The sequence below is a fragment of the Thioclava sp. ISO4 genome (genome assembly GCF_058105145.1).
On the sequence record NZ_CM176571.1, the window covers coordinates 2,092,802 to 2,110,500 of the forward strand.

Consider the following 17,699-nt stretch of genomic DNA (forward strand, 5'->3'; position numbering starts at 1 on the left):
GTGACATCCGCGCAGAGTCAAAAGTTCACATTTCGTTCGCAGATTTGGATTGGAGACTCGCCCGGAAACACCTATCTAGGGCTGGTGATAAAGGGGGCGTGGATGGCTGAACTGAAGTTCATCGAAGTGCGCGGCGCGCGCGAGCACAATCTCAAGGGCGTGGATGTCGATATTCCGCGCGACCAGTTCGTGGTGATCACGGGGCTGTCGGGCTCCGGGAAATCCTCGCTGGCGTTCGACACGATCTATGCCGAAGGGCAGCGCCGCTATGTCGAAAGTCTGAGCGCCTATGCGCGCCAGTTCCTCGACATGATGGGCAAACCCGACGTCGATCACATCTCGGGCCTGTCGCCTGCGATCTCAATTGAGCAGAAGACCACGTCGAAGAACCCGCGCTCCACCGTCGGCACCGTGACCGAAATCTACGACTACCTGCGTCTGCTCTACGCCCGCGCGGGCACGCCCTATTCGCCTGCCACCGGCGAGCCGATCGAGGCGCAGCAGGTGCAGGACATGGTCGATATCGTGATGCAGATGGAGGAGGGCACGCGCGGCTATCTGCTCGCCCCCATCGTGCGCGACCGCAAAGGCGAATATCGCAAGGAATTCATCGAGCTGCGCAAGCAGGGCTTCCAGCGCGTGAAGGTCAATGGCGAATTCTACGAGCTGGAAGAACCGCCGACGCTCGACAAGAAATTTCGCCACAACATCGACGTGGTCGTGGACCGCGTCGTCGTTCGCGAGGGGATGGAGACGCGGCTGGCCGACAGCTTCCGCACCGCGCTCGATCTCGCCGACGGCATCGCGATCTTCGAAAGCGCCCCGCGCGAAGGCGAGGGCGAGCCGGTACGCACGACGTTTTCGGAAAACTTCGCCTGTCCGGTCTCGGGCTTCACCATCCCCGAGATCGAGCCGCGCCTTTTCTCGTTCAACGCGCCCTTCGGGGCCTGTCCGGTCTGTGACGGCCTCGGCGTCGAGCTGTTCTTCGACGAGCGCCTGATGGTGCCCGATGTGACACTCTCGGTGCAGGGCGGGGCGCTGGCGCCTTGGGCGCGGACGAAATCGCCCTATTACACCCAGACGATCGAAGCGCTGTCGAAACATTACGGCTTCGATCCGAAGAAGCCGTGGAAGGACCTGCCGGAGACTGTGCAGGAGCTGTTCCTGCGCGGCTCGGGCGATCAGGAGATCAAGTTCCGCTTCGACGAGGGCGGCCGCGTCTACGAGGTCAGCCGCACCTTCGAGGGGATCATCCCGAACATGGAGCGCCGCTACCGCGAGACCGACTCCGCCTGGTCGCGCGAAGAGATGGAGCGCTATCAGAACAACCGCCCCTGTCACGCCTGCGGCGGCTACCGCCTTCGGCCCGAAGCGCTGGCCGTGAAGATCGGCGGCAAGCATGTGGGCCATGTCGTCGAGATGTCGATCAAGGAGGCCCATGACTGGGTCGCCACCGTGCCGGGCAGCCTGTCGCACCAGAAGAACGAGATCGCGACGGCGATCCTCAAGGAAATCCGCGAACGCCTCGGCTTCCTCGTGAATGTGGGGCTCGATTACCTGACCATGAGCCGCGCGGCGGGGACGCTGTCGGGCGGCGAGAGCCAGCGGATCAGGCTGGCCTCGCAGATCGGCTCGGGGCTGACGGGCGTGCTCTATGTGCTCGACGAGCCCTCGATCGGTCTGCACCAGCGCGACAATGACCGTCTGCTCCAGACGCTGAAAAACCTGCGCGATCAGGGCAATACCGTGATCGTGGTCGAGCATGACGAGGATGCGATCCGCCATGCCGATTACGTCTTCGATATCGGCCCTGGTGCGGGCGTCCATGGCGGTCAGGTCATCGCGCGCGGCACGCCCGACGAGATTGCCGCCGATGCGGCCTCGCTGACGGGGCAATATCTGTCCGGCAAGCGCGAGATCGCGGTGCCGACGGAACGGCGCAAGGGCAACAAGAAGAAGCTCAAGGTGGTCGGCGCGACGGGTAACAACCTCAAGAACGTCACGGCCGAGTTCCCGCTGGGCAAGTTCGTCTGCGTCACCGGCGTCTCGGGCGGGGGCAAGTCCACGCTCACCATCGAGACGCTGTTCAAAACCGCCTCGATGCGGCTCAACGGCGCGCGTCAGACGCCCGCGCCCTGCGACACGATCAAGGGGCTGGAGCATCTCGACAAGGTCATCGATATCGACCAGCGCCCGATCGGGCGCACGCCGCGCTCGAACCCGGCGACCTACACGGGCGCCTTCACCCCGATCCGCGACTGGTTCGCCGGTCTGCCCGAGGCAAAGGCGCGTGGCTATAAGCCGGGGCGCTTCTCCTTCAACGTGAAGGGCGGGCGCTGCGAGGCCTGTCAGGGCGATGGCGTCATCAAGATCGAGATGCACTTCCTGCCCGACGTCTATGTCGAATGCGAGACCTGCAAGGGCAAGCGCTACAACCGCGAGACGCTGGAGATCCAGTATAAGGGCAAGTCCATCGCCGATGTGCTCGACATGACGGTCGAGGACGCGCAGGAGTTCTTCAAGGCGGTGCCCTCGATCCGCGAGAAGATGGACGCGCTGATGGAGGTGGGCCTCGGCTATATCAAGGTCGGCCAGCAGGCCACGACCCTGTCGGGCGGCGAGGCGCAGCGGGTGAAGCTGTCCAAGGAACTTTCGAAACGCGCCACAGGTCGCACTTTGTATATTCTGGACGAGCCGACGACCGGTCTGCACTTCGAAGATGTTCGAAAACTGCTAGAGGTGCTGCACAGTCTCGTGGAGCAGGGCAACACGGTCGTGGTGATCGAACACAATCTCGACGTCATCAAGACCGCCGATCATATCATCGATATCGGCCCCGAGGGCGGCGATGGCGGCGGTGAGATCGTGGCGGTCGGCACGCCCGAGCAGGTCGCTGAAAATCCGCGCAGTCATACCGGCCATTACCTTGCTCAGATGCTGGGAGTGAAGGTCGCGGCGGAGTGATCCGCCGCGCCGATTACCTGAACCGTGGCCGCAGGCTCAGCGCCGCGCGCTGCGGCCGAGGACCTCCATGACCTTGTGGTCTTCCGCGCCCACTTTGTAGATCACGCCGCGTACTCTGTAGTAGCGCCAGGCGCCGGTCACGATCGGCAGGTCGTAGCGGCGCAGGTTCAGGATCATCGAGTGCTGATAGACCGGGAAGACGTCGCCGACGGTGAACTCGGGCTCCATCTGGCCTTGCAGCACCCAGCGCGCCGTTCCGTTGGTCGTGGCGACCTTGCAGAACGTGTCGCCCGTCGTGAGGGTCTTGCACTCAGGCGCGGCCTTTGCGGCGGTCTTGGTGTTCGCGCTCGCCGGGCTGTTAATGTCGATCTTGCCGCCGCGCATCACTTGGACCCCTTGCGCCGATCCTTCGGCGGCGGCGAGGGCGGGCAGGGCGCAGATCAGCGCGATCAGGGCGAGCGGGCGTGTCACGATCCTCATCACGAAAGCCTAGCCACGCAGATGCCATCGGGCAATGAAATTGAGAATCGACGCATGTTTCTGTCCTCCAAGCTTTTGAGGACAAGAAAAAACGGGCGGAGTGGTTCCGCCCGTTCGTAACTTTCCGTCTGGACTGTGGCTCAGAAGCCGACGACGTCCGAAGCTTTGCCGATCTGGGCGATCACTTCGCCGCTCTCGGGGCTGACTTCGTAGATGTAGCCAAACGAGCGCCAGTAGGTCGCGTCAGCCTTCAGGCCGAACGCGTCGGGCTGGCGGAGGCGAACGTGGCTCTCGGTGATCTGCTGGCCAACCTGCCACAGAAGATCGTTCCGGACCGAGGGCTTTTCAGCATGTGCCTGGTTCGCGACCGAGACGCTGGATGCGAGTTTCGAACCTGCGGCGCTCATCGGACCATCTGCGAGAACTGCCATCGGGGTAAGAGCTGCGCCGATCACCGCGATCAGCGCGATACGGGGAAGATAAGTCATGCGCGTTTCCTTTCGTCTTGGTGGACCAAATGCCGCATTGCGGCGAGAAGGTCCATTGCAGAATCCGCATTACCGCTATGCACGCGTTTGTGTGCGATTGTGTGCCGGAGGTTTTGCTAGGGCGCTGAAAATGCTTAAATAAAATCTAATGGTCATTTCAGAAAATGTGAAAGACCCGCGCAAACCTGCGCGGGTCTTCACTTTTCGTAACGGCATTTTGAACGCCGTTTCTGCGTTTGCGCGATCAGTTCCCGAGGATCGAGCGCGCAAGACCGATCAATGCGAGCACTTCACCGGTCTGACGGTCGACCTGATAGACGTATCCGTTGGAACGCCAGTAGGTGCGATTGTCGTTCAGCCCGTAGCGATTCGGGTCGCGGATCAGGACGTAATCGCCAATGATCCGGTCGCCGCGACGCCAGCGGTGGTCGGCGTCCCGCCATGCGTCATCGCGCTCGTCGTCATGGCGATAGCTCTTCTTGGCGAGACCCGGCGGGCGGCAGCCATTGTTCTTCTTGGCCAGCCCCGGCGGGCAGCCCTTGTAATTGCGCTCCGCGTGGCCGCGGTCGTTCTTCCACTTGCCGTGGCCATTCCCTTCGGCGAGGGCCGCACCGGGCAGAAGGCTCGCCCCGAGGGCGGCGGCGAGGGTAAGCTGGGTCAGGCGTTTCATGTGACCTCTCCTTTCCATAAGCGCCTCAGGCGCGTCTCGGGATATAAATGGCCATACCTGCCGGGCCGTTCCATTACGGAATCATACCATACCTTCTCACAAGCAAGACCCCGCCGAAGAAACACGGTTCTTCGGCGGGGTCCGGCTCGCTCGAGGGCGAGATCAGGTCTTAGGCGTTACTTCTTGCAGGTATTGACGCCCAGCATCGAATAAAGCGGGCAGGTGCCCAGCAACCCGGTCGCAAGCGGGATCAACCCGATCCAGTACAGCCAGTGATAGGGGCCGGGCGGGGTGACGAAGAAGCCGATGATCAGGGCCAGCCCGATCACGATGCGCAGAGTGCGGTCGATGCCGCCGACATTGTTCTTGAACATGCAAAGCCCTTTCGGTGGCGCAGTTTCCTTTGATCTTGATACTGTTACGCAAGCTCAAGCGGCAAGGATTAACTGCGGGAGGCGCGGTGACGCGCCCCCGCTCAGCTGCGCGAGCGCTTCTCGAAACGCGGCAGCATGGCCGAGAAATCGCGCCCCTTGCCGCCTTCGGCTTCCACGAAAGCCGCGTAGAGCGCGGAGGCGAGCTTGCCCATCGGAGTGTCGGCATCGGCGCTCTCGGCGGCCTGCTGGCTCAGCCGCAGGTCCTTGAGCATCAGTTCCGCCGCGAAGCCCGGCTTGTAGTCGTTGTCGGCAGGCGATTGCGGCCCGACGCCCGGCGCGGGGCAATAGGTGTTCATCGACCAGCTTTGGCCGGAAGAGGTCGAGACCACGTCGAACATCTTCTCGCGGTCGAGGCCCAGCTTGTCGGCCAGCGCGAAGGCTTCGCAGGTCGCGATCATCGTCACGCCAAGGATCATGTTGTTGCAGATCTTGGCCGACTGGCCCGCGCCCGCTTCACCGCAATGCACGGCCTTCTGGCCCATCACGTCGAAGAGCGGCTTCACGATGTCGAAGCTTTTCGCGTCGCCGCCCACCATGAAGGTCAGCGTGCCGTTGGTCGCGCCGCCCACGCCGCCGGAGACCGGCGCGTCGAGCGACCCGAGGCCGCGCTCCGCCGCCATCGCCGCGACCGCTTTCGCGCTATCGACATCGACGGTCGAGCAATCGCACAGCACCGCATCTTCCTGCATCGCCGGGATCACTTCCTTGGCGACGTCGCGCAGGATCTGGCCGTTGGGCAGCATGGTGATGACAACCTCGGCCTCCTGCGCGGCCGCTGCTGCGGTCGTCGCCTGACCCACGCCTTCGGGCGGCGGGGCGGTGAGGTCGAAGCCGATCACTTTGTGACCCGCGGCGACCAGATTGGCCGCCATCGGCCCACCCATGTTTCCAAGCCCGATAAATGCGATTTTCATGGTGTCTCCTCCCAGATGGCCCATTCGGGGCCGAGCGGCTCCAGCATCTGCGCGACCGCCTCTTCCGGCAGCGCATCCAGAGCGTATTTCCATTGCGGATTGCGATCCTTGTCGATGATCTGCGCCCGCACGCCCTCGAGAAAATCACCTAGCTCCGCCGCACGCCAGGTAAAGCGGAACTCATGGGTGAGGGCGGCGCGGATGGTGTTCTCGGCGCGGGTCATTCGGATCAGGCGCAGCGTCGCTTCCATCGAGAGCGCAGAGCTGCGCAGCACCGTCTTGTAGGTCTTCTCGGCGAACTCGCTGCCCGAGGTCTCGAGCTTGGCGACGATCGCGCTGAGGTTCTCGGCCCAGAAGATGCGGTCGATCTCGGGGCGCAGGGCCTCCAGCTTGCCGGCTTCGGGCGGGGTGCGCGGATGGGGCAGGGTGTCGATATTGCCGGTCTCGATGAGCCGGGTCTTCAACTCTTCCCAGTCGGCCTCGGGCACGAACATGTCGGCAAACCCCGCATAGAGCGCGTCGGTCGCGTTCATCCGCGCCCCGGTCAGGCCGAGATATTCGCCCACATGGCCCGGCGCGCGCGCCAGCAACAGCGTGCCACCTACGTCCGGGATCAGCCCGATCCCACTTTCGGGCATCGCCACCTGCGTGCTCTCGCCCACGATCCGGTGGCTGGCATGGCCGCCGACGCCGACGCCGCCGCCCATCACGAAGCCCTGCATGAAGGCGACGATGGGTTTGGAATATTCCGCGATCTTGGCGTTCATCCGGTATTCGTCGCGCCAGAAATCGCGCCCCGGCGCGTAATCGCCGGCGATCCCGGCCCGGTAGACGGCGGCAATGTCGCCACCCGAGCAGAAGGCGCGATCGCCCACCGCGTCGATCACGACAAGATCGACCTCCGGGTCGTCGCGCCATTGATCGAGGGCCGCCTCGATCGCCATGGCCATGTCGTGATCGAGCGCGTTGAGCGCCTTGGGTCGATTGAAGGTCAGCCGTCCGGCGCGACCTTCTTTTCGTGCGATCATCGTTTCTTCGGTCATCCACGCTCCGCCAGCATCGCGCGGCTGATGATCAGCCGCATGATTTCATTCGTGCCTTCAAGGATCTGGTGCACGCGCAGGTCGCGTACGAGCTTCTCGATCCCGTAATCGGCAAGATAGCCGTAACCACCATGCAATTGCAGGCATTGGTTTGCCACATCGAATGAGGCATCCGTCACATAGAGTTTAGCCATGGCGCAGAACTTCGTCGCATCATGGGTCTTGTTGTCGAGCTTCCACGCCGCCTGACGCAGGAAGGTGCGCGCGGATTCCAGTTTCATCTCCATCTCGGCGAGGCGGAATTGCAGCGCCTGGAACTGGTCGAGCGATTTGCCGAAGGCCTTGCGCTCGCCCATATAGGCCAGCGTCTTGGTCAGCGCGGCCTGCGCGCCGCCAAGGGCAGAGGCGGCGATGTTGAGACGCCCGCCATCGAGGCCTGCCATCGCATAACTGAAACCTTTGCCATCTTCGCCCAGCAGATTCTCCGCCGGAATGTGGCAATCGTCGAATTGCACCTGCGCGGTCGGCTGGGCTTTCCAGCCCATTTTGCGCTCCAGCCCGCCGAAGCTGAGCCCCTTTGCGCCGTCCTCGACGACCACGGTGGAGATGCCCTTCGGCCCCGGATCGCCGGTGCGGACCATCGTCACGTAGACATCCGAATAGCCGCCGCCCGAGATGAACGCCTTGGTGCCGTTGAGCACCCAGCCCTCGTTCGAGCGCTCGGCCTTGGTGCGCAGAGCCGCCGCGTCCGAGCCCGAGCCCGGCTCGGTCAGGCAGTAGGAGAAGACCTTCTTCATGCTGACCAGATCGGGCAGCCAGCGCGCCTTGTCCTCGTCCGAGCCGAACTTGTCGATCATGCCGCCGCACATGTTGTGGATCGACAGGAACGAGCCCACGGCCGGGCAGGACATCGCCAGCGCCTCGAAGACGAGCGTGGCATCGAGGCGCGACAGCCCCGATCCGCCATAGTCTTCGGAGACGTAAATGCCGCCCAGACCCAACTCGGCCACTTTCGGCCAGAGCTCTTTCGGGATCGTGCCGGCCTCTTCCCACGCCTCGGCATGGGGGGCGATCTCGTCTTGCCCGAAGGCGTAAGCCATATCGAAAATGGCCTGCTGTTCCTCGCTGAGCGCGTAATCCATGAAACTCCTCCCCGAGCTCACTTTCGGCAAAGGCTCGACCTCAACCGGATGAATTGAACACCCGTTTAATTTCGAATCCTTGCGAGAGTTTTGCAAGGGGAGAGCTGGGACGGAAGGGGGCGGGTGCTCAACCCGCCAGATAATCCGCGATCACTGCCTGCGAGCCGCGCGCCCAGACATCGTCGAGGAGCGCGGTGAATTTCGCCACGACCTCGGCATTCTCGGCCAGATCGCCGTAAATCTCCGACATTTCTAGCCACGCGGCGGGGCGCTCTTTCGCGAGCTTCGACTGCGCGACGAGGCGATCCCAGTTCGGATCGTTCGACGCGATCTCGGCCCCCGTCTCGCTGGTGCCATAGCAATAGCGGCACCACAGCGCGCTCTCGAGGATCAGCCCGGTGCAATCGCGGCCCTGCGCGACACAGTCGTTGATCGAGGTGATGATGAATTTCGGCTGCCGGTTCGAGCCGTCATGGCAGAGGCGGCGGATCGTGTCGGCCACTTCCGGGTTCGAGAAGCGATCGAGGATCAGCTGCTTGTAATCATTGAGATCTGTCTCCGGCACCGGCGGCACGATGGGCAGGATCTCGGTCGTCTCGATCTTGTCGAGATAGGCGCGGATCTGATCGTCCTCCATCGCCTCATGCGCGTATTCGATGTCCCGCAGACCGGCGGCATAGGCGATGATCGCGTGCCCGCCATTGAGGATGCGGATCTTCATCGTCTCGAACCGGTCGACCGCATCGGTGAAGGTCACGCCGACCTTTTCCAGCGCCGGGCGGCCTGCGGGGAAGTTGTCTTCCATCACCCATTGCCCGAAGGGCTCGCAGGTGACGGGGGCGGCATCGTCGATCCCGAAGCTTTGGGCCAGCGCACGTTCGCGCGGGCCGGTGGCGGGGGTAATCCGGTCCACCATCGAGTTCGGGAAGGCGACATTGGCCTTGATCCATGCGGCCAGTTCCGGGTCCGACAGTTCCGCAAGCCCGCAGACCGCGTCGCGCGTGACATGGCCGTTATGGGGGACGTTGTCGCAGCACATCACGGTGAAGGGCGGCACACCCGAGGCACGGCGTGCTTTCAGCGCCGCGATGATCGCGCCGAAGGCGGTCTCGGGGGTGTCGGGATTGGCCGCATCGGCCTGAATGTCCGGGTGCGTCGGGCTGAACGTCCCGGTCTTCGGGTCGATATAATAGCCGCCTTCGGTCACGGTGAGCGACACGATCCGCACGCTGGGCTGCGACATCGCGGCGATCAGCGGCGCATTGCCCGAAGCGACCTCGGCGAAACCAACCATCGAGCCGATCACGCGCGCCGATTTCGCCGCCGGGTCCAGCTCGATCACACTATACAGACCGTTTTGCGCCAGCACCGCCTCGCGCATCTTCGCGTCGCCCGCGCGCACGCCCGCGCCCATCAGCGCCCACTCATGGCCTTCGCCCAGGTTGAACAGATCGTCGAGATAGACCGCCTGATGCGCCCGGTGGAAATTGCCGCAGCCGATATGAACGATGCCGGGGGTGAGTGCTGCACGGTCGTAACCGGGGCGCGCCACGTCTGCGGGAAGCTCGGAGAGGGTGTCGTTGGAAAGTGTCATGTCAGCTCATCCAGTTTCCGCCGTCGACATTGTAGGTCTGGGCGACGATGTATTCGGCCTCGTCCGAGGCGAGGAAAACGGCCATGCCGGTCAGATCGGCGGCGGTGCCCATGCGGCCGAAGGGGACGGCTTCGCCCACCTCTTTCTTCTTCTGGCCCAAGGGTTTGTTCTCGTATTTCGCGAAGAACGCATCGACGCCGTCCCAATGCTCGCCATCGACCACGCCGGGCGCGATCGCGTTCACGTTGATGCCGTGTTCGATCAGGTTCAGCCCCGCCGATTGAGTGAGGCTGATGACGGCTGCCTTGGAGGCGCAATAGACCGCCACAAGCGCCTCGCCGCGCCGCCCGGCCTGAGAGGCCATGTTGATGATCTTGCCGCCACGGCCCTGCGCGATCATCTCCTTCGCCGCCGCCTGCATCATGAACAGCGTGCCTTCGACATTGATCTTGAAGACGCGGGCGTAATCCTCGTAGGTGATCTCCACGAGCGGGGCGGCGGTGAAGATCGCGGCATTGTTGATCAGGATGTCGATGCCGCCCGAGGCACGCATCTTCTCCATCGCGGCGTCGATGCTGGCCGGGTCCGTCACGTCGAGCTTGAGCGCCACCGCGCCGATCTCGGCCGCCGTATCCTCGGCCCGGGCCATGTCGATATCGCCGATCACGACCTCCGCGCCTTCCGCGATATATTTCTCCGCGAAGGCGCGGCCGATCCCGCGCGCCGCCCCGGTGATCAGGGCGCGTTTTCCTGTCAGTCGCATCAGATTGCCTGCCCTTGCGCGTCGAATTTGTGAAGCTGGCTCAGATCGGGCGTCAGGTAGACCGTGTCGCCCGCATGCAGGCCGATCTCGCCGCCGCCGCGCACGTTGATCAGGCCATACTCGGTGTCGACATGCAGGAACGTGTCGGAGCCCAGATGCTCGGAGACGCCGACGGTGCCTTTCCACGCGCCTTCCGTGGTGGAGACCTCGATATGTTCGGGGCGGATGCCGATGCTGTCCGCGCCATATTTCGCGGCCTCGTCGCCTTCGATGAAGTTCATCTTCGGCGAGCCGATGAAGCCCGCGACGAACTTGTTGCGCGGGGTGCGATAGAGTTCCAGCGGCGAGCCGACCTGCTCGATCCGACCGGCCTGCAGCACCACGATCTTGTCGGCCATGGTCATCGCCTCGACCTGATCGTGGGTCACATAGACCATCGTGGTCTCGAGCTTCTGGTGCAGCTCCGAGATTTCGAGACGCATGTTCACGCGCAGCGCCGCATCGAGGTTCGACAGCGGCTCGTCGAAGAGGAACGCCGCCGGTTCGCGCACGATGGCGCGGCCGATCGCGACCCGCTGACGCTGACCGCCCGAGAGCTGGCCGGGGCGACGGTCGAGATAGTCGGTCAGGTTGAGGATGCGCGCGGCATTGTCGACCTTCTCCTTGGCCGCCGCGGGATCGAGCTTCGCCATCTTCAGCGGGAAGGCGATGTTCTTGCGTACCGACATATGCGGGTAGAGCGCATAGGACTGGAACACCATCGCCAGACCGCGCTTGGCGGGGGGCAGTTCGCTCGACGGCTGGCCGTTGATCTCGATCTCACCGCCGGAGACGTCTTCCAGACCCGCAATCAGGCGCAGAAGGGTGGATTTGCCGCAGCCCGAGGGGCCGACGAAGACGACGAACTCGCCATCGTTGATTTCCAGATCGAGCGGCGGGATGACCTCGACATCGCCGAAGGCCTTGCGGACGCCCTTGAGGGTTATCTGTCCCATGGGTTTAGCTCCTTATTTCACGGCGCCGAAGGTCAGGCCACGCACCAGCTGTTTCTGGCTGAACCAGCCGAGGATCAGGATCGGTGCGATAGCGAGCGTCGAGGCGGCAGAGAGTTTCGCGTAGAACAGCCCTTCGGGGCTGGAATAGGCGGCAATGAAAGCGGTGAGGGGGGCGGCTTTCGCCGCCGTCAGGTTCAGCGTCCAGAAGGCTTCGTTCCACGCGAGGATCACGTTGAGCAGAAGCGTCGAGGCGATGCCGGGCACGGCCATCGGGGTGAGCACATAAAGGATCTCGCCCCCCAGCGTCGCCCCGTCCATGCGCGCGGCCTCGAGGATGTCCTTCGGGATTTCCTTGAAATAGGTGAACAGCATCCAGATCACGATCGGCAGGTTCATCAGGCACAGCACGATGACCAGACCGATCCGGGTATCCAGCAGGCCCCAGTCGCGGAACATCAGGTAGATCGGGACGAGCACGCCCACCGCAGGCATCATCTTCGTGGACAGCATCCACATCAGCACGTCCTTGGTGCGCTTGCCCGGCACGAAGGCCATGGCCCAGGCCGAAGGGATCGCGATGACCAGCGCCAGCAGGGTGGAGCCGAAGGAGATCACCACCGAGTTCATGAAGTGGCGGAAGTAGTTCGAGCGCTCCTGCACGACGTGGTAGCTCTCGAACGTCCAGGACGAGGTCAGCACGTCCCAGGGCGCCTTGATCGCGTTGCCCTCGGTCTTGAACGACAGGATGATCGTCCAGAGGATCGGGAAGAAGATCACGAAGGCCAGCGCCCATGCGATCACCGACATGATCACGCGGCGGCGGTTTGATACTTTGCGCGCCATTGGATTACGCCTCCAGGTTCTTGCCGATCATCCGCATCAGGAAGATCGCGACGATATTTGCGAGGATCACGGCGATCACACCGCCAGCTGCGCCTCCGCCCACGTCGAATTGCAGCAGCGACTGGACATAGACGAGGTAGGTGAGGGTGGTGGACGCGTTGCCTGGGCCGCCATTCGTGGTCACGAGGATTTCCGCGAAGGTCGAGAGCAGGAAGATCGTCTGAATGAGGATCACCACGGTCGCGGCGCGCGCGAGGTGCGGCAGCATGATGTAGAAGAACCGCGACAGCGCACCGGCGCCATCCATCTCGGCGGCCTCCAGCTGCTCGGAATCGAGCGATTGCAGCGCGGTCAGCAGGATCAGCGTCGCAAACGGCAGCCATTGCCATGCCACGATAATGGTGATCGAGAGCATCGGCGCATGGGCGAGAAAGTCATAAGGTTGCAGCCCTATCGCCTTGGCAAGATAGGCGAATATGCCGTTCACCGGATTGTAGAGCATGTTCTTCCATACCAGTGCGGACACAGTCGGCATGACGAAGAAGGGCGCGATCACGAGAACCCGCACGATGCCTTGGCCGAAGATCGGCTGATCGAGCAGCAGCGCCAGCAGGATGCCTCCGATCACGGTGATCAGCAGCACGCCGCCCACCAGCACCAGCGTGTTCTTCAGCGCGGTGAAGAAAGCGGGATCGGTGAGGAAGTAATAGTAATTGTCCCAACCCACGAAACCGCCCTGACCGGGCATCAGCAGGTTGTAGCGCTGGAACGAGAACCAGATCGTCATGCCCAGCGGCACGGCCATCCACAAAAACAGCAAGATGACGGATGGCGAAATCATGAGACGCGCGGCAGCGCGCGAGGCTTGCGTGGACATCGGTCCGGCTCCGGTTATCGGGAGTTGCAGTAAAAAGGCGCGGGGCGGTCAGACCCAAAATGACCGCCCCGGCCAGGGAGGGGCCAGATTACTTGATGTAACCGGCCTTCTTCATCTCACGCTCGGTCAGGCTTTGTGCGCTTTGCAGTGCCTGATCGGCCGAGACTTGGCCTGCGAGAGCCGCCGAGAACTGCTGACCGACAGCGGTGCCGATCGCCTGGAACTCGGGGATCGCGACGAACTGGACGCCCGTATAGGGGACCGGCTGGACCGAGGGGTTCTTCGGGTCAGCTGCGTTGATCGAGTCCAGCGTCAGCTTCGCGAAGGGCGCCGCTTCGAGATATTTCGGGTTCTCATACAGCGAGGTGCGGGTGCCCGGGGGCACGTTCGCCCAGCCTTCTTTCTCGGCAACCAGCTCGGTGTAGTGCTTGGAGGTCGCCCATTCGATGAAGGTCTTGGCAGCCTCTTCCTTCTGGGTGCCCGCCGGGATCGCCAGCGACCAGGCCCAGAGCCAGTTCGCGCGCTTGTCCACGCCTTCCTTGTTCGGCGCGAGCGCGAAGCCCACCTTGTCGGCCACGGTCGAGTCCTGCGGGTTGGTCACGAAGGACGCCGCCACGGTCGCGTCGATCCACATGCCGCACTTGCCCTGCTGGAACAGCGCGAGGTTCTCGTTGAACCCGTTGGACGAGGCGCCCGGAGGCCCGTATTTGTTCATCATGTCGAGATAACGCGTCAGGGTCTCTTTCCACGGCGCTGTGTCGAATTGCGGGGTCCAGTTCTCGTCGAACCAGCGGCCGCCCATCGAGTTGTCCATCGCGCTCAGGAAGGCTGCGTTCTCGCCCCAGCCGGCCTTGCCGCGCAGACAGATGCCGTAGACTTCGTTGTCCTTGTCGGTCATCGCCGCGGCGGCTTTCTCGATATCGGACCAGGTCGGCTTCTCGGGCATGGTCATCCCGGCCTTTTCCATCAGGTCCTTGCGATACATCACGAAGGAGCTTTCGCCGTAGAAGGGCGCGGCATAGAGGTGATCGTCGACCGTCAGGCCCGAACGGATCTGCGGCAGCAGGTCGTTCACGTCGTAGCTGTCGGGCATGTCGTCGAGCGGCACGAGCCAGCCCTGCTTGCCCCAAATCGGAACCTCGTAGGTGCCGATGGTCAGCACGTCGAACTGACCGCCCTTGGTGGCGATGTCGGTCGTGACCTTCTGGCGCAGGACGTTCTCTTCCAGCGTGACCCACTCGACCTTGATGTCGGGATGCAGCTTGTAGAAGTCGTTCATCAGGCCCTGCATGCGGACCATGTCGCCGTTGTTCACGGTTGCGACGGTGATGGTGGTCTCGGCAGCCGCCGCAGTCGCAAGCGCGCCAAGAGCACAGGCGCCCAGAAGCGCCCGGATCGTATAAGTCATAGATTTCCTCCCTTGGAGTCTGAGCATATGCCCAAACTGTGAGAAAATATTCACAAACACGATCTAAACTGTCAATCCAGAATTACTGCGATGTCTTGATGAATTGTTAACGCTGACAGTAACGCCTTGTTTCGGCGTCAATCTTCCAACAGGGATTGGGCCGTCGGCTCATCGGTCACGAGCCCGTTGAGAAGCCCGCCATCGAGGGCTGCACGAATCGCGACCAGTTTCGATGGGCCGGCTGCGATGCCGATCACCGGCGCCTCGCGCTTGGGCTCGATCCGGAACGAGCCGAACCGCGCCGTGGTGGGGGTGGCGATGTAATTGCCCTGCGCATCGTAGAACGAGCCCACGAGCTCTCCCACGCCGCCCGCGGCGCGCAGCTCTTCCAGCTCGGCAAGGGTGACGAAGCCGTCCTTGTGCACCGGCGCGTCCTCGCCCAACTGGCCGACGCCCACGAAGGTCGCATCCGCCGCCGCCGCAAGCCGCTGCACCGCCTGCACCGGCTTGAGCTTGTCGAACATCGCGCGCTCTTCCACCGTCTCCGAGATCACCGGCACAAGCATCGGGTAATGCGGCAGGCGCAGCTTGTCGGCCATGCGCATGATGACGTCATAGAACGAAGCCGAGCCGTCGGGCGCGATGTTGCCGATCAGCGAGACGATCTTGTGCGCGGTCGCGGGGCGCTGCATCACCTCGTTCACCATCGCCGAGAGCGAACGCCCGGTGCCGAAGGCGATGACCTGCGGCTCGGAGCGTGCGAGGATCCGTTCGAGAAGCGTGGCAGCGAACGCAGCGGTGGCCGTGGCGGGATCGCCCCGTTGGCCCAGCGAGGGCGCGACGCGCGCCGTCTGCAGCCCGAAGCGCCGGATCAGCGCCGCTTCCAGTTCTAGACAGGCCCCGATCTTGTGCTCGATGCGTACCCGCACCAGCCCCTCGGAGACCGCGCGGCTCACCAGCCGCTGCGCGCGCTGGCGCGAGACGCCCAGCTCGGCGGCGATCTGGTCCTGCGTCATTCCGCCGACATAATAGAGCCATCCGGCCCGTGCCGCCTCGTCATCGCGCGAGGTTTCGGCGTCACTCATACGGTTCACGAATCTTTCTCCCTAGTCGGTTCATTCTGGAAGAACTCGGTGAAATGCGCAAATTCGCGATGCGGTTGCGCGTCCTCGGGCGGGGTCAGATCGCGCCCGGCCAGATGGCTGCCGCCGGTGAAGCGCCAGACTTCCATTCCGGCTGCAAGCCCGGCGCGGATGCCGTTGAGACTGTCCTCGATCACCAGCGTGAGGGCCGGGGCCGCACCCATCTTCTTTGCCGCATGGAGGAACAGATCGGGGGCGGGCTTGCCATGCGCGACCTCGCTTGCCGTGAACAGCCGGTCGCCCACCCGTTCGCGCAGCCCCGCGATTTCCAGCGAGCGTTCCGCGCGCGGCTGGCTCGACGAGGTGGCCACGCACCACGGCACGTCCAGCCTCTCCATCACATCGGCCACGCCCGGCATCACCTGCAATTCGCGCTCGAACGCGTCCAGCAACCGCGCGCGATATTGCGCCTCGAATTCCTCCGGCAGATCGAGCCCGAATTCGTAGCGGATCTGCTTCATCACGGTGGGGTAGGAGCGTCCGAGGAAATGCCGCGCGACATAGTCGAGGTCGATCGACACCCGCAGCTTGGCCAGCTCGTCGATCAGCATCTGCGCCGAGATGATCTCGGAATCGATCAGCACCCCGTCGCAGTCGAAAATCACCAGCTCGGTCATGGTTCCTCCCCCTGTCCTTCGCGCAGCGATAGCGCGCGAAAGCAGGGATGGCCAGAGGCGGGGAGGGACGGACGGTCAGGCTGCGGCGCCTTGCGCGCCGATCCCGGTCACGCGCAGCACGATTGCGCCCGCGCCGAACAGGAAGATCGCCATCATGCCAAGCCAACCGACCCAGGGGATCATGCAGATGAGCGCGCCGATCACCGCACCGCCGAAGGCCGCCAGCGCGCATTCTCCATTGGTGACGGGATGGCCGCGCCCGACCAGATCATGCGCCCAGGCGCCGATGACCCAGATGCCCACGATGTAGCCGCCAAAGCCCAGCACCAGCACCCCGAGCAGCGAGAACGGAATAAGCACGATGCCGATCACTGTCATCGCGAGCAGCAAGATCGACCCGACCAGCGCCGAAAGCCCGATGAAGCCCGCAAGCCCTGCGCGCAAAGGATGGGCGAGGCTGCGTTGGCGCATCCGGTCCATGAAACCCGGCGCGAAGACGGCAAGAAGCGTGGTCACGATCCCGACCACGAGCACGCCGCCCAGCCAGTCGCGGGTCTCGATGAGGTAATTGCGCTCCGGGGCTGCGCGCGTCTTCGCCTGCTCGAACTCCTTCGCCTCATGGATGCTGACCCGATCGGCCGGGGCGACGCTGGCGGGCACGCTCACCTCGCCGGGCGTGTCGGTATAGACTTGCACCTTGCCTGTGACCGTCGCGCCGTCGCCCCAGGTGACGGTCTTTGTCCCCAGCACCAGATCGCCCGAGATCTCGGTATCGATCTGCGCGTCGTCGGCGCCGATGATCACGCTGCCCGCGACCGGGGCCTCAAGCCGGACCTGCTGGCCCATCGCACGCAAGTTGCCCGAGATCGGGCCCTTGATGGTGAGCGCCTGACCCGCGAGCGTGGCCGCGCCCGCCACCGGGGCGTCGAGGTCGATATCCTGTCCCGCCGCGTAGAGATCGCCGCCCACCTGCGCGCCGATCACGATGTTCTGGCCCGCCAGATGCGCCGCGCCCGTGATCGGGCTGCCCAATGTCACATGCTGACCGGCGGCGAAGAGATCGTGGATGTTTTCGCCCGTGGCGCTCACGGTGCGGCCCGCGAGATAGGCGTCGCCGCCGAAGCGCCAGTCCTGAGACTCCTCGGCCATTGCGACCGAGGCGGTCAGCGCGACGGCAAGGCAGGCGAGGGATTTGACGAGGAAACTGCGCAACATGACCGGGGCCCTCCAGCGAAATTGACGTTGGGGGGAAGCATAGCGCCATTCACTCGCGGCGACGTGACATAGCTCAATGCGCGCGGGGATATTTGCCAGCTGCGCCGCAC

At 63.7% G+C, this 17,699-nt stretch carries 17 protein-coding genes; 1 reads left to right on the plus strand and 16 read right to left on the minus strand.

Going from position 1 to position 17,699, the window contains the following annotated elements:
- Window positions 1-102 precede the first annotated feature (102 nt).
- Window positions 103-2,964 carry an excinuclease ABC subunit UvrA gene (gene uvrA, locus AC2TZ7_RS10335; RefSeq protein ID WP_489864141.1) on the plus strand — a complete coding sequence of 954 codons (2,862 nt, stop codon included), beginning with the start codon at window positions 103-105 and terminating at the stop codon, window positions 2,962-2,964.
- A gap of 36 nt (window positions 2,965-3,000) precedes the next feature.
- Here the strand turns inward: uvrA and AC2TZ7_RS10340 are convergent, their stop codons facing one another.
- From AC2TZ7_RS10340 to AC2TZ7_RS10415, 16 genes are all read right to left on the minus strand, one after another.
- Window positions 3,001-3,444 carry a hypothetical protein gene (locus AC2TZ7_RS10340; protein WP_489864142.1) on the minus strand — a complete coding sequence of 148 codons (444 nt, stop codon included), beginning with the start codon at window positions 3,442-3,444 and terminating at the stop codon, window positions 3,001-3,003.
- 140 nt (window positions 3,445-3,584) lie between these two features.
- The gene (locus tag AC2TZ7_RS10345; RefSeq protein WP_489864143.1) at window positions 3,585-3,932 is read right to left on the minus strand and encodes a hypothetical protein; all 348 of its coding nucleotides are present in this window, start codon (window positions 3,930-3,932) and stop codon (window positions 3,585-3,587) included.
- Between the two features lie 244 nt (window positions 3,933-4,176).
- Window positions 4,177-4,602: an excinuclease ABC subunit A gene (locus AC2TZ7_RS10350; RefSeq protein WP_489864144.1), complete on the minus strand. Its 426-nt coding sequence runs from the start codon at window positions 4,600-4,602 to the stop codon at window positions 4,177-4,179.
- A 176-nt stretch (window positions 4,603-4,778) separates the two neighbouring features.
- Window positions 4,779-4,976, minus strand: coding sequence for a YgaP family membrane protein (locus AC2TZ7_RS10355; RefSeq protein WP_078519305.1), 198 nt, complete (start codon window positions 4,974-4,976; stop codon window positions 4,779-4,781).
- Window positions 4,977-5,077: 101 nt separating this feature from the next.
- Window positions 5,078-5,950 carry a 3-hydroxyisobutyrate dehydrogenase gene (gene mmsB / locus AC2TZ7_RS10360; RefSeq protein ID WP_078519304.1) on the minus strand — a complete coding sequence of 291 codons (873 nt, stop codon included), beginning with the start codon at window positions 5,948-5,950 and terminating at the stop codon, window positions 5,078-5,080.
- Entirely contained in the window at window positions 5,947-6,993 is a 1,047-nt protein-coding gene (locus AC2TZ7_RS10365) for an enoyl-CoA hydratase/isomerase family protein (protein ID WP_489864145.1), read from the minus strand. Before AC2TZ7_RS10365 ends, mmsB begins: the two co-directional genes overlap by 4 nt.
- Window positions 6,990-8,135: an acyl-CoA dehydrogenase family protein gene (locus AC2TZ7_RS10370; RefSeq protein ID WP_489864146.1), complete on the minus strand. Its 1,146-nt coding sequence runs from the start codon at window positions 8,133-8,135 to the stop codon at window positions 6,990-6,992. Before AC2TZ7_RS10370 ends, AC2TZ7_RS10365 begins: the two co-directional genes overlap by 4 nt.
- A 127-nt stretch (window positions 8,136-8,262) precedes the next feature.
- On the minus strand, window positions 8,263-9,729 hold the full coding sequence (locus tag AC2TZ7_RS10375; RefSeq protein WP_489864147.1) for a mannitol dehydrogenase family protein: 1,467 nt from the start codon (window positions 9,727-9,729) through the stop codon (window positions 8,263-8,265).
- Between the two features lies 1 nt (window position 9,730).
- A complete protein-coding gene (locus tag AC2TZ7_RS10380; protein ID WP_489866806.1) occupies window positions 9,731-10,495 on the minus strand; it encodes an L-iditol 2-dehydrogenase in 765 nt (254 codons plus the stop codon).
- On the minus strand, window positions 10,492-11,487 hold the full coding sequence (locus AC2TZ7_RS10385) for an ABC transporter ATP-binding protein (RefSeq protein ID WP_489864148.1): 996 nt from the start codon (window positions 11,485-11,487) through the stop codon (window positions 10,492-10,494). Before AC2TZ7_RS10385 ends, AC2TZ7_RS10380 begins: the two co-directional genes overlap by 4 nt.
- A gap of 12 nt (window positions 11,488-11,499) precedes the next feature.
- Window positions 11,500-12,330 (minus strand): carbohydrate ABC transporter permease, encoded by an 831-nt coding sequence (locus AC2TZ7_RS10390; RefSeq protein ID WP_274962219.1) that lies wholly within the window; start codon window positions 12,328-12,330, stop codon window positions 11,500-11,502.
- Window positions 12,331-12,334: 4 nt separating this feature from the next.
- Window positions 12,335-13,207 (minus strand): carbohydrate ABC transporter permease, encoded by an 873-nt coding sequence (locus tag AC2TZ7_RS10395; protein WP_489864149.1) that lies wholly within the window; start codon window positions 13,205-13,207, stop codon window positions 12,335-12,337.
- A gap of 88 nt (window positions 13,208-13,295) precedes the next feature.
- Window positions 13,296-14,615 carry an ABC transporter substrate-binding protein gene (locus AC2TZ7_RS10400; protein ID WP_489864150.1) on the minus strand — a complete coding sequence of 440 codons (1,320 nt, stop codon included), beginning with the start codon at window positions 14,613-14,615 and terminating at the stop codon, window positions 13,296-13,298.
- Window positions 14,616-14,752: 137 nt separating this feature from the next.
- Complete coding sequence (locus AC2TZ7_RS10405; RefSeq protein WP_083075274.1) at window positions 14,753-15,700, minus strand: sugar-binding transcriptional regulator; 948 nt, start codon at window positions 15,698-15,700, stop codon at window positions 14,753-14,755.
- 5 nt (window positions 15,701-15,705) lie between these two features.
- Window positions 15,706-16,374: an HAD family hydrolase gene (locus AC2TZ7_RS10410; RefSeq protein ID WP_489864151.1), complete on the minus strand. Its 669-nt coding sequence runs from the start codon at window positions 16,372-16,374 to the stop codon at window positions 15,706-15,708.
- Window positions 16,375-16,449: 75 nt separating this feature from the next.
- Window positions 16,450-17,589, minus strand: coding sequence for a DUF8173 domain-containing protein (locus AC2TZ7_RS10415; RefSeq protein ID WP_489864152.1), 1,140 nt, complete (start codon window positions 17,587-17,589; stop codon window positions 16,450-16,452).
- Between the last annotated feature and the right edge of the window lie 110 nt (window positions 17,590-17,699).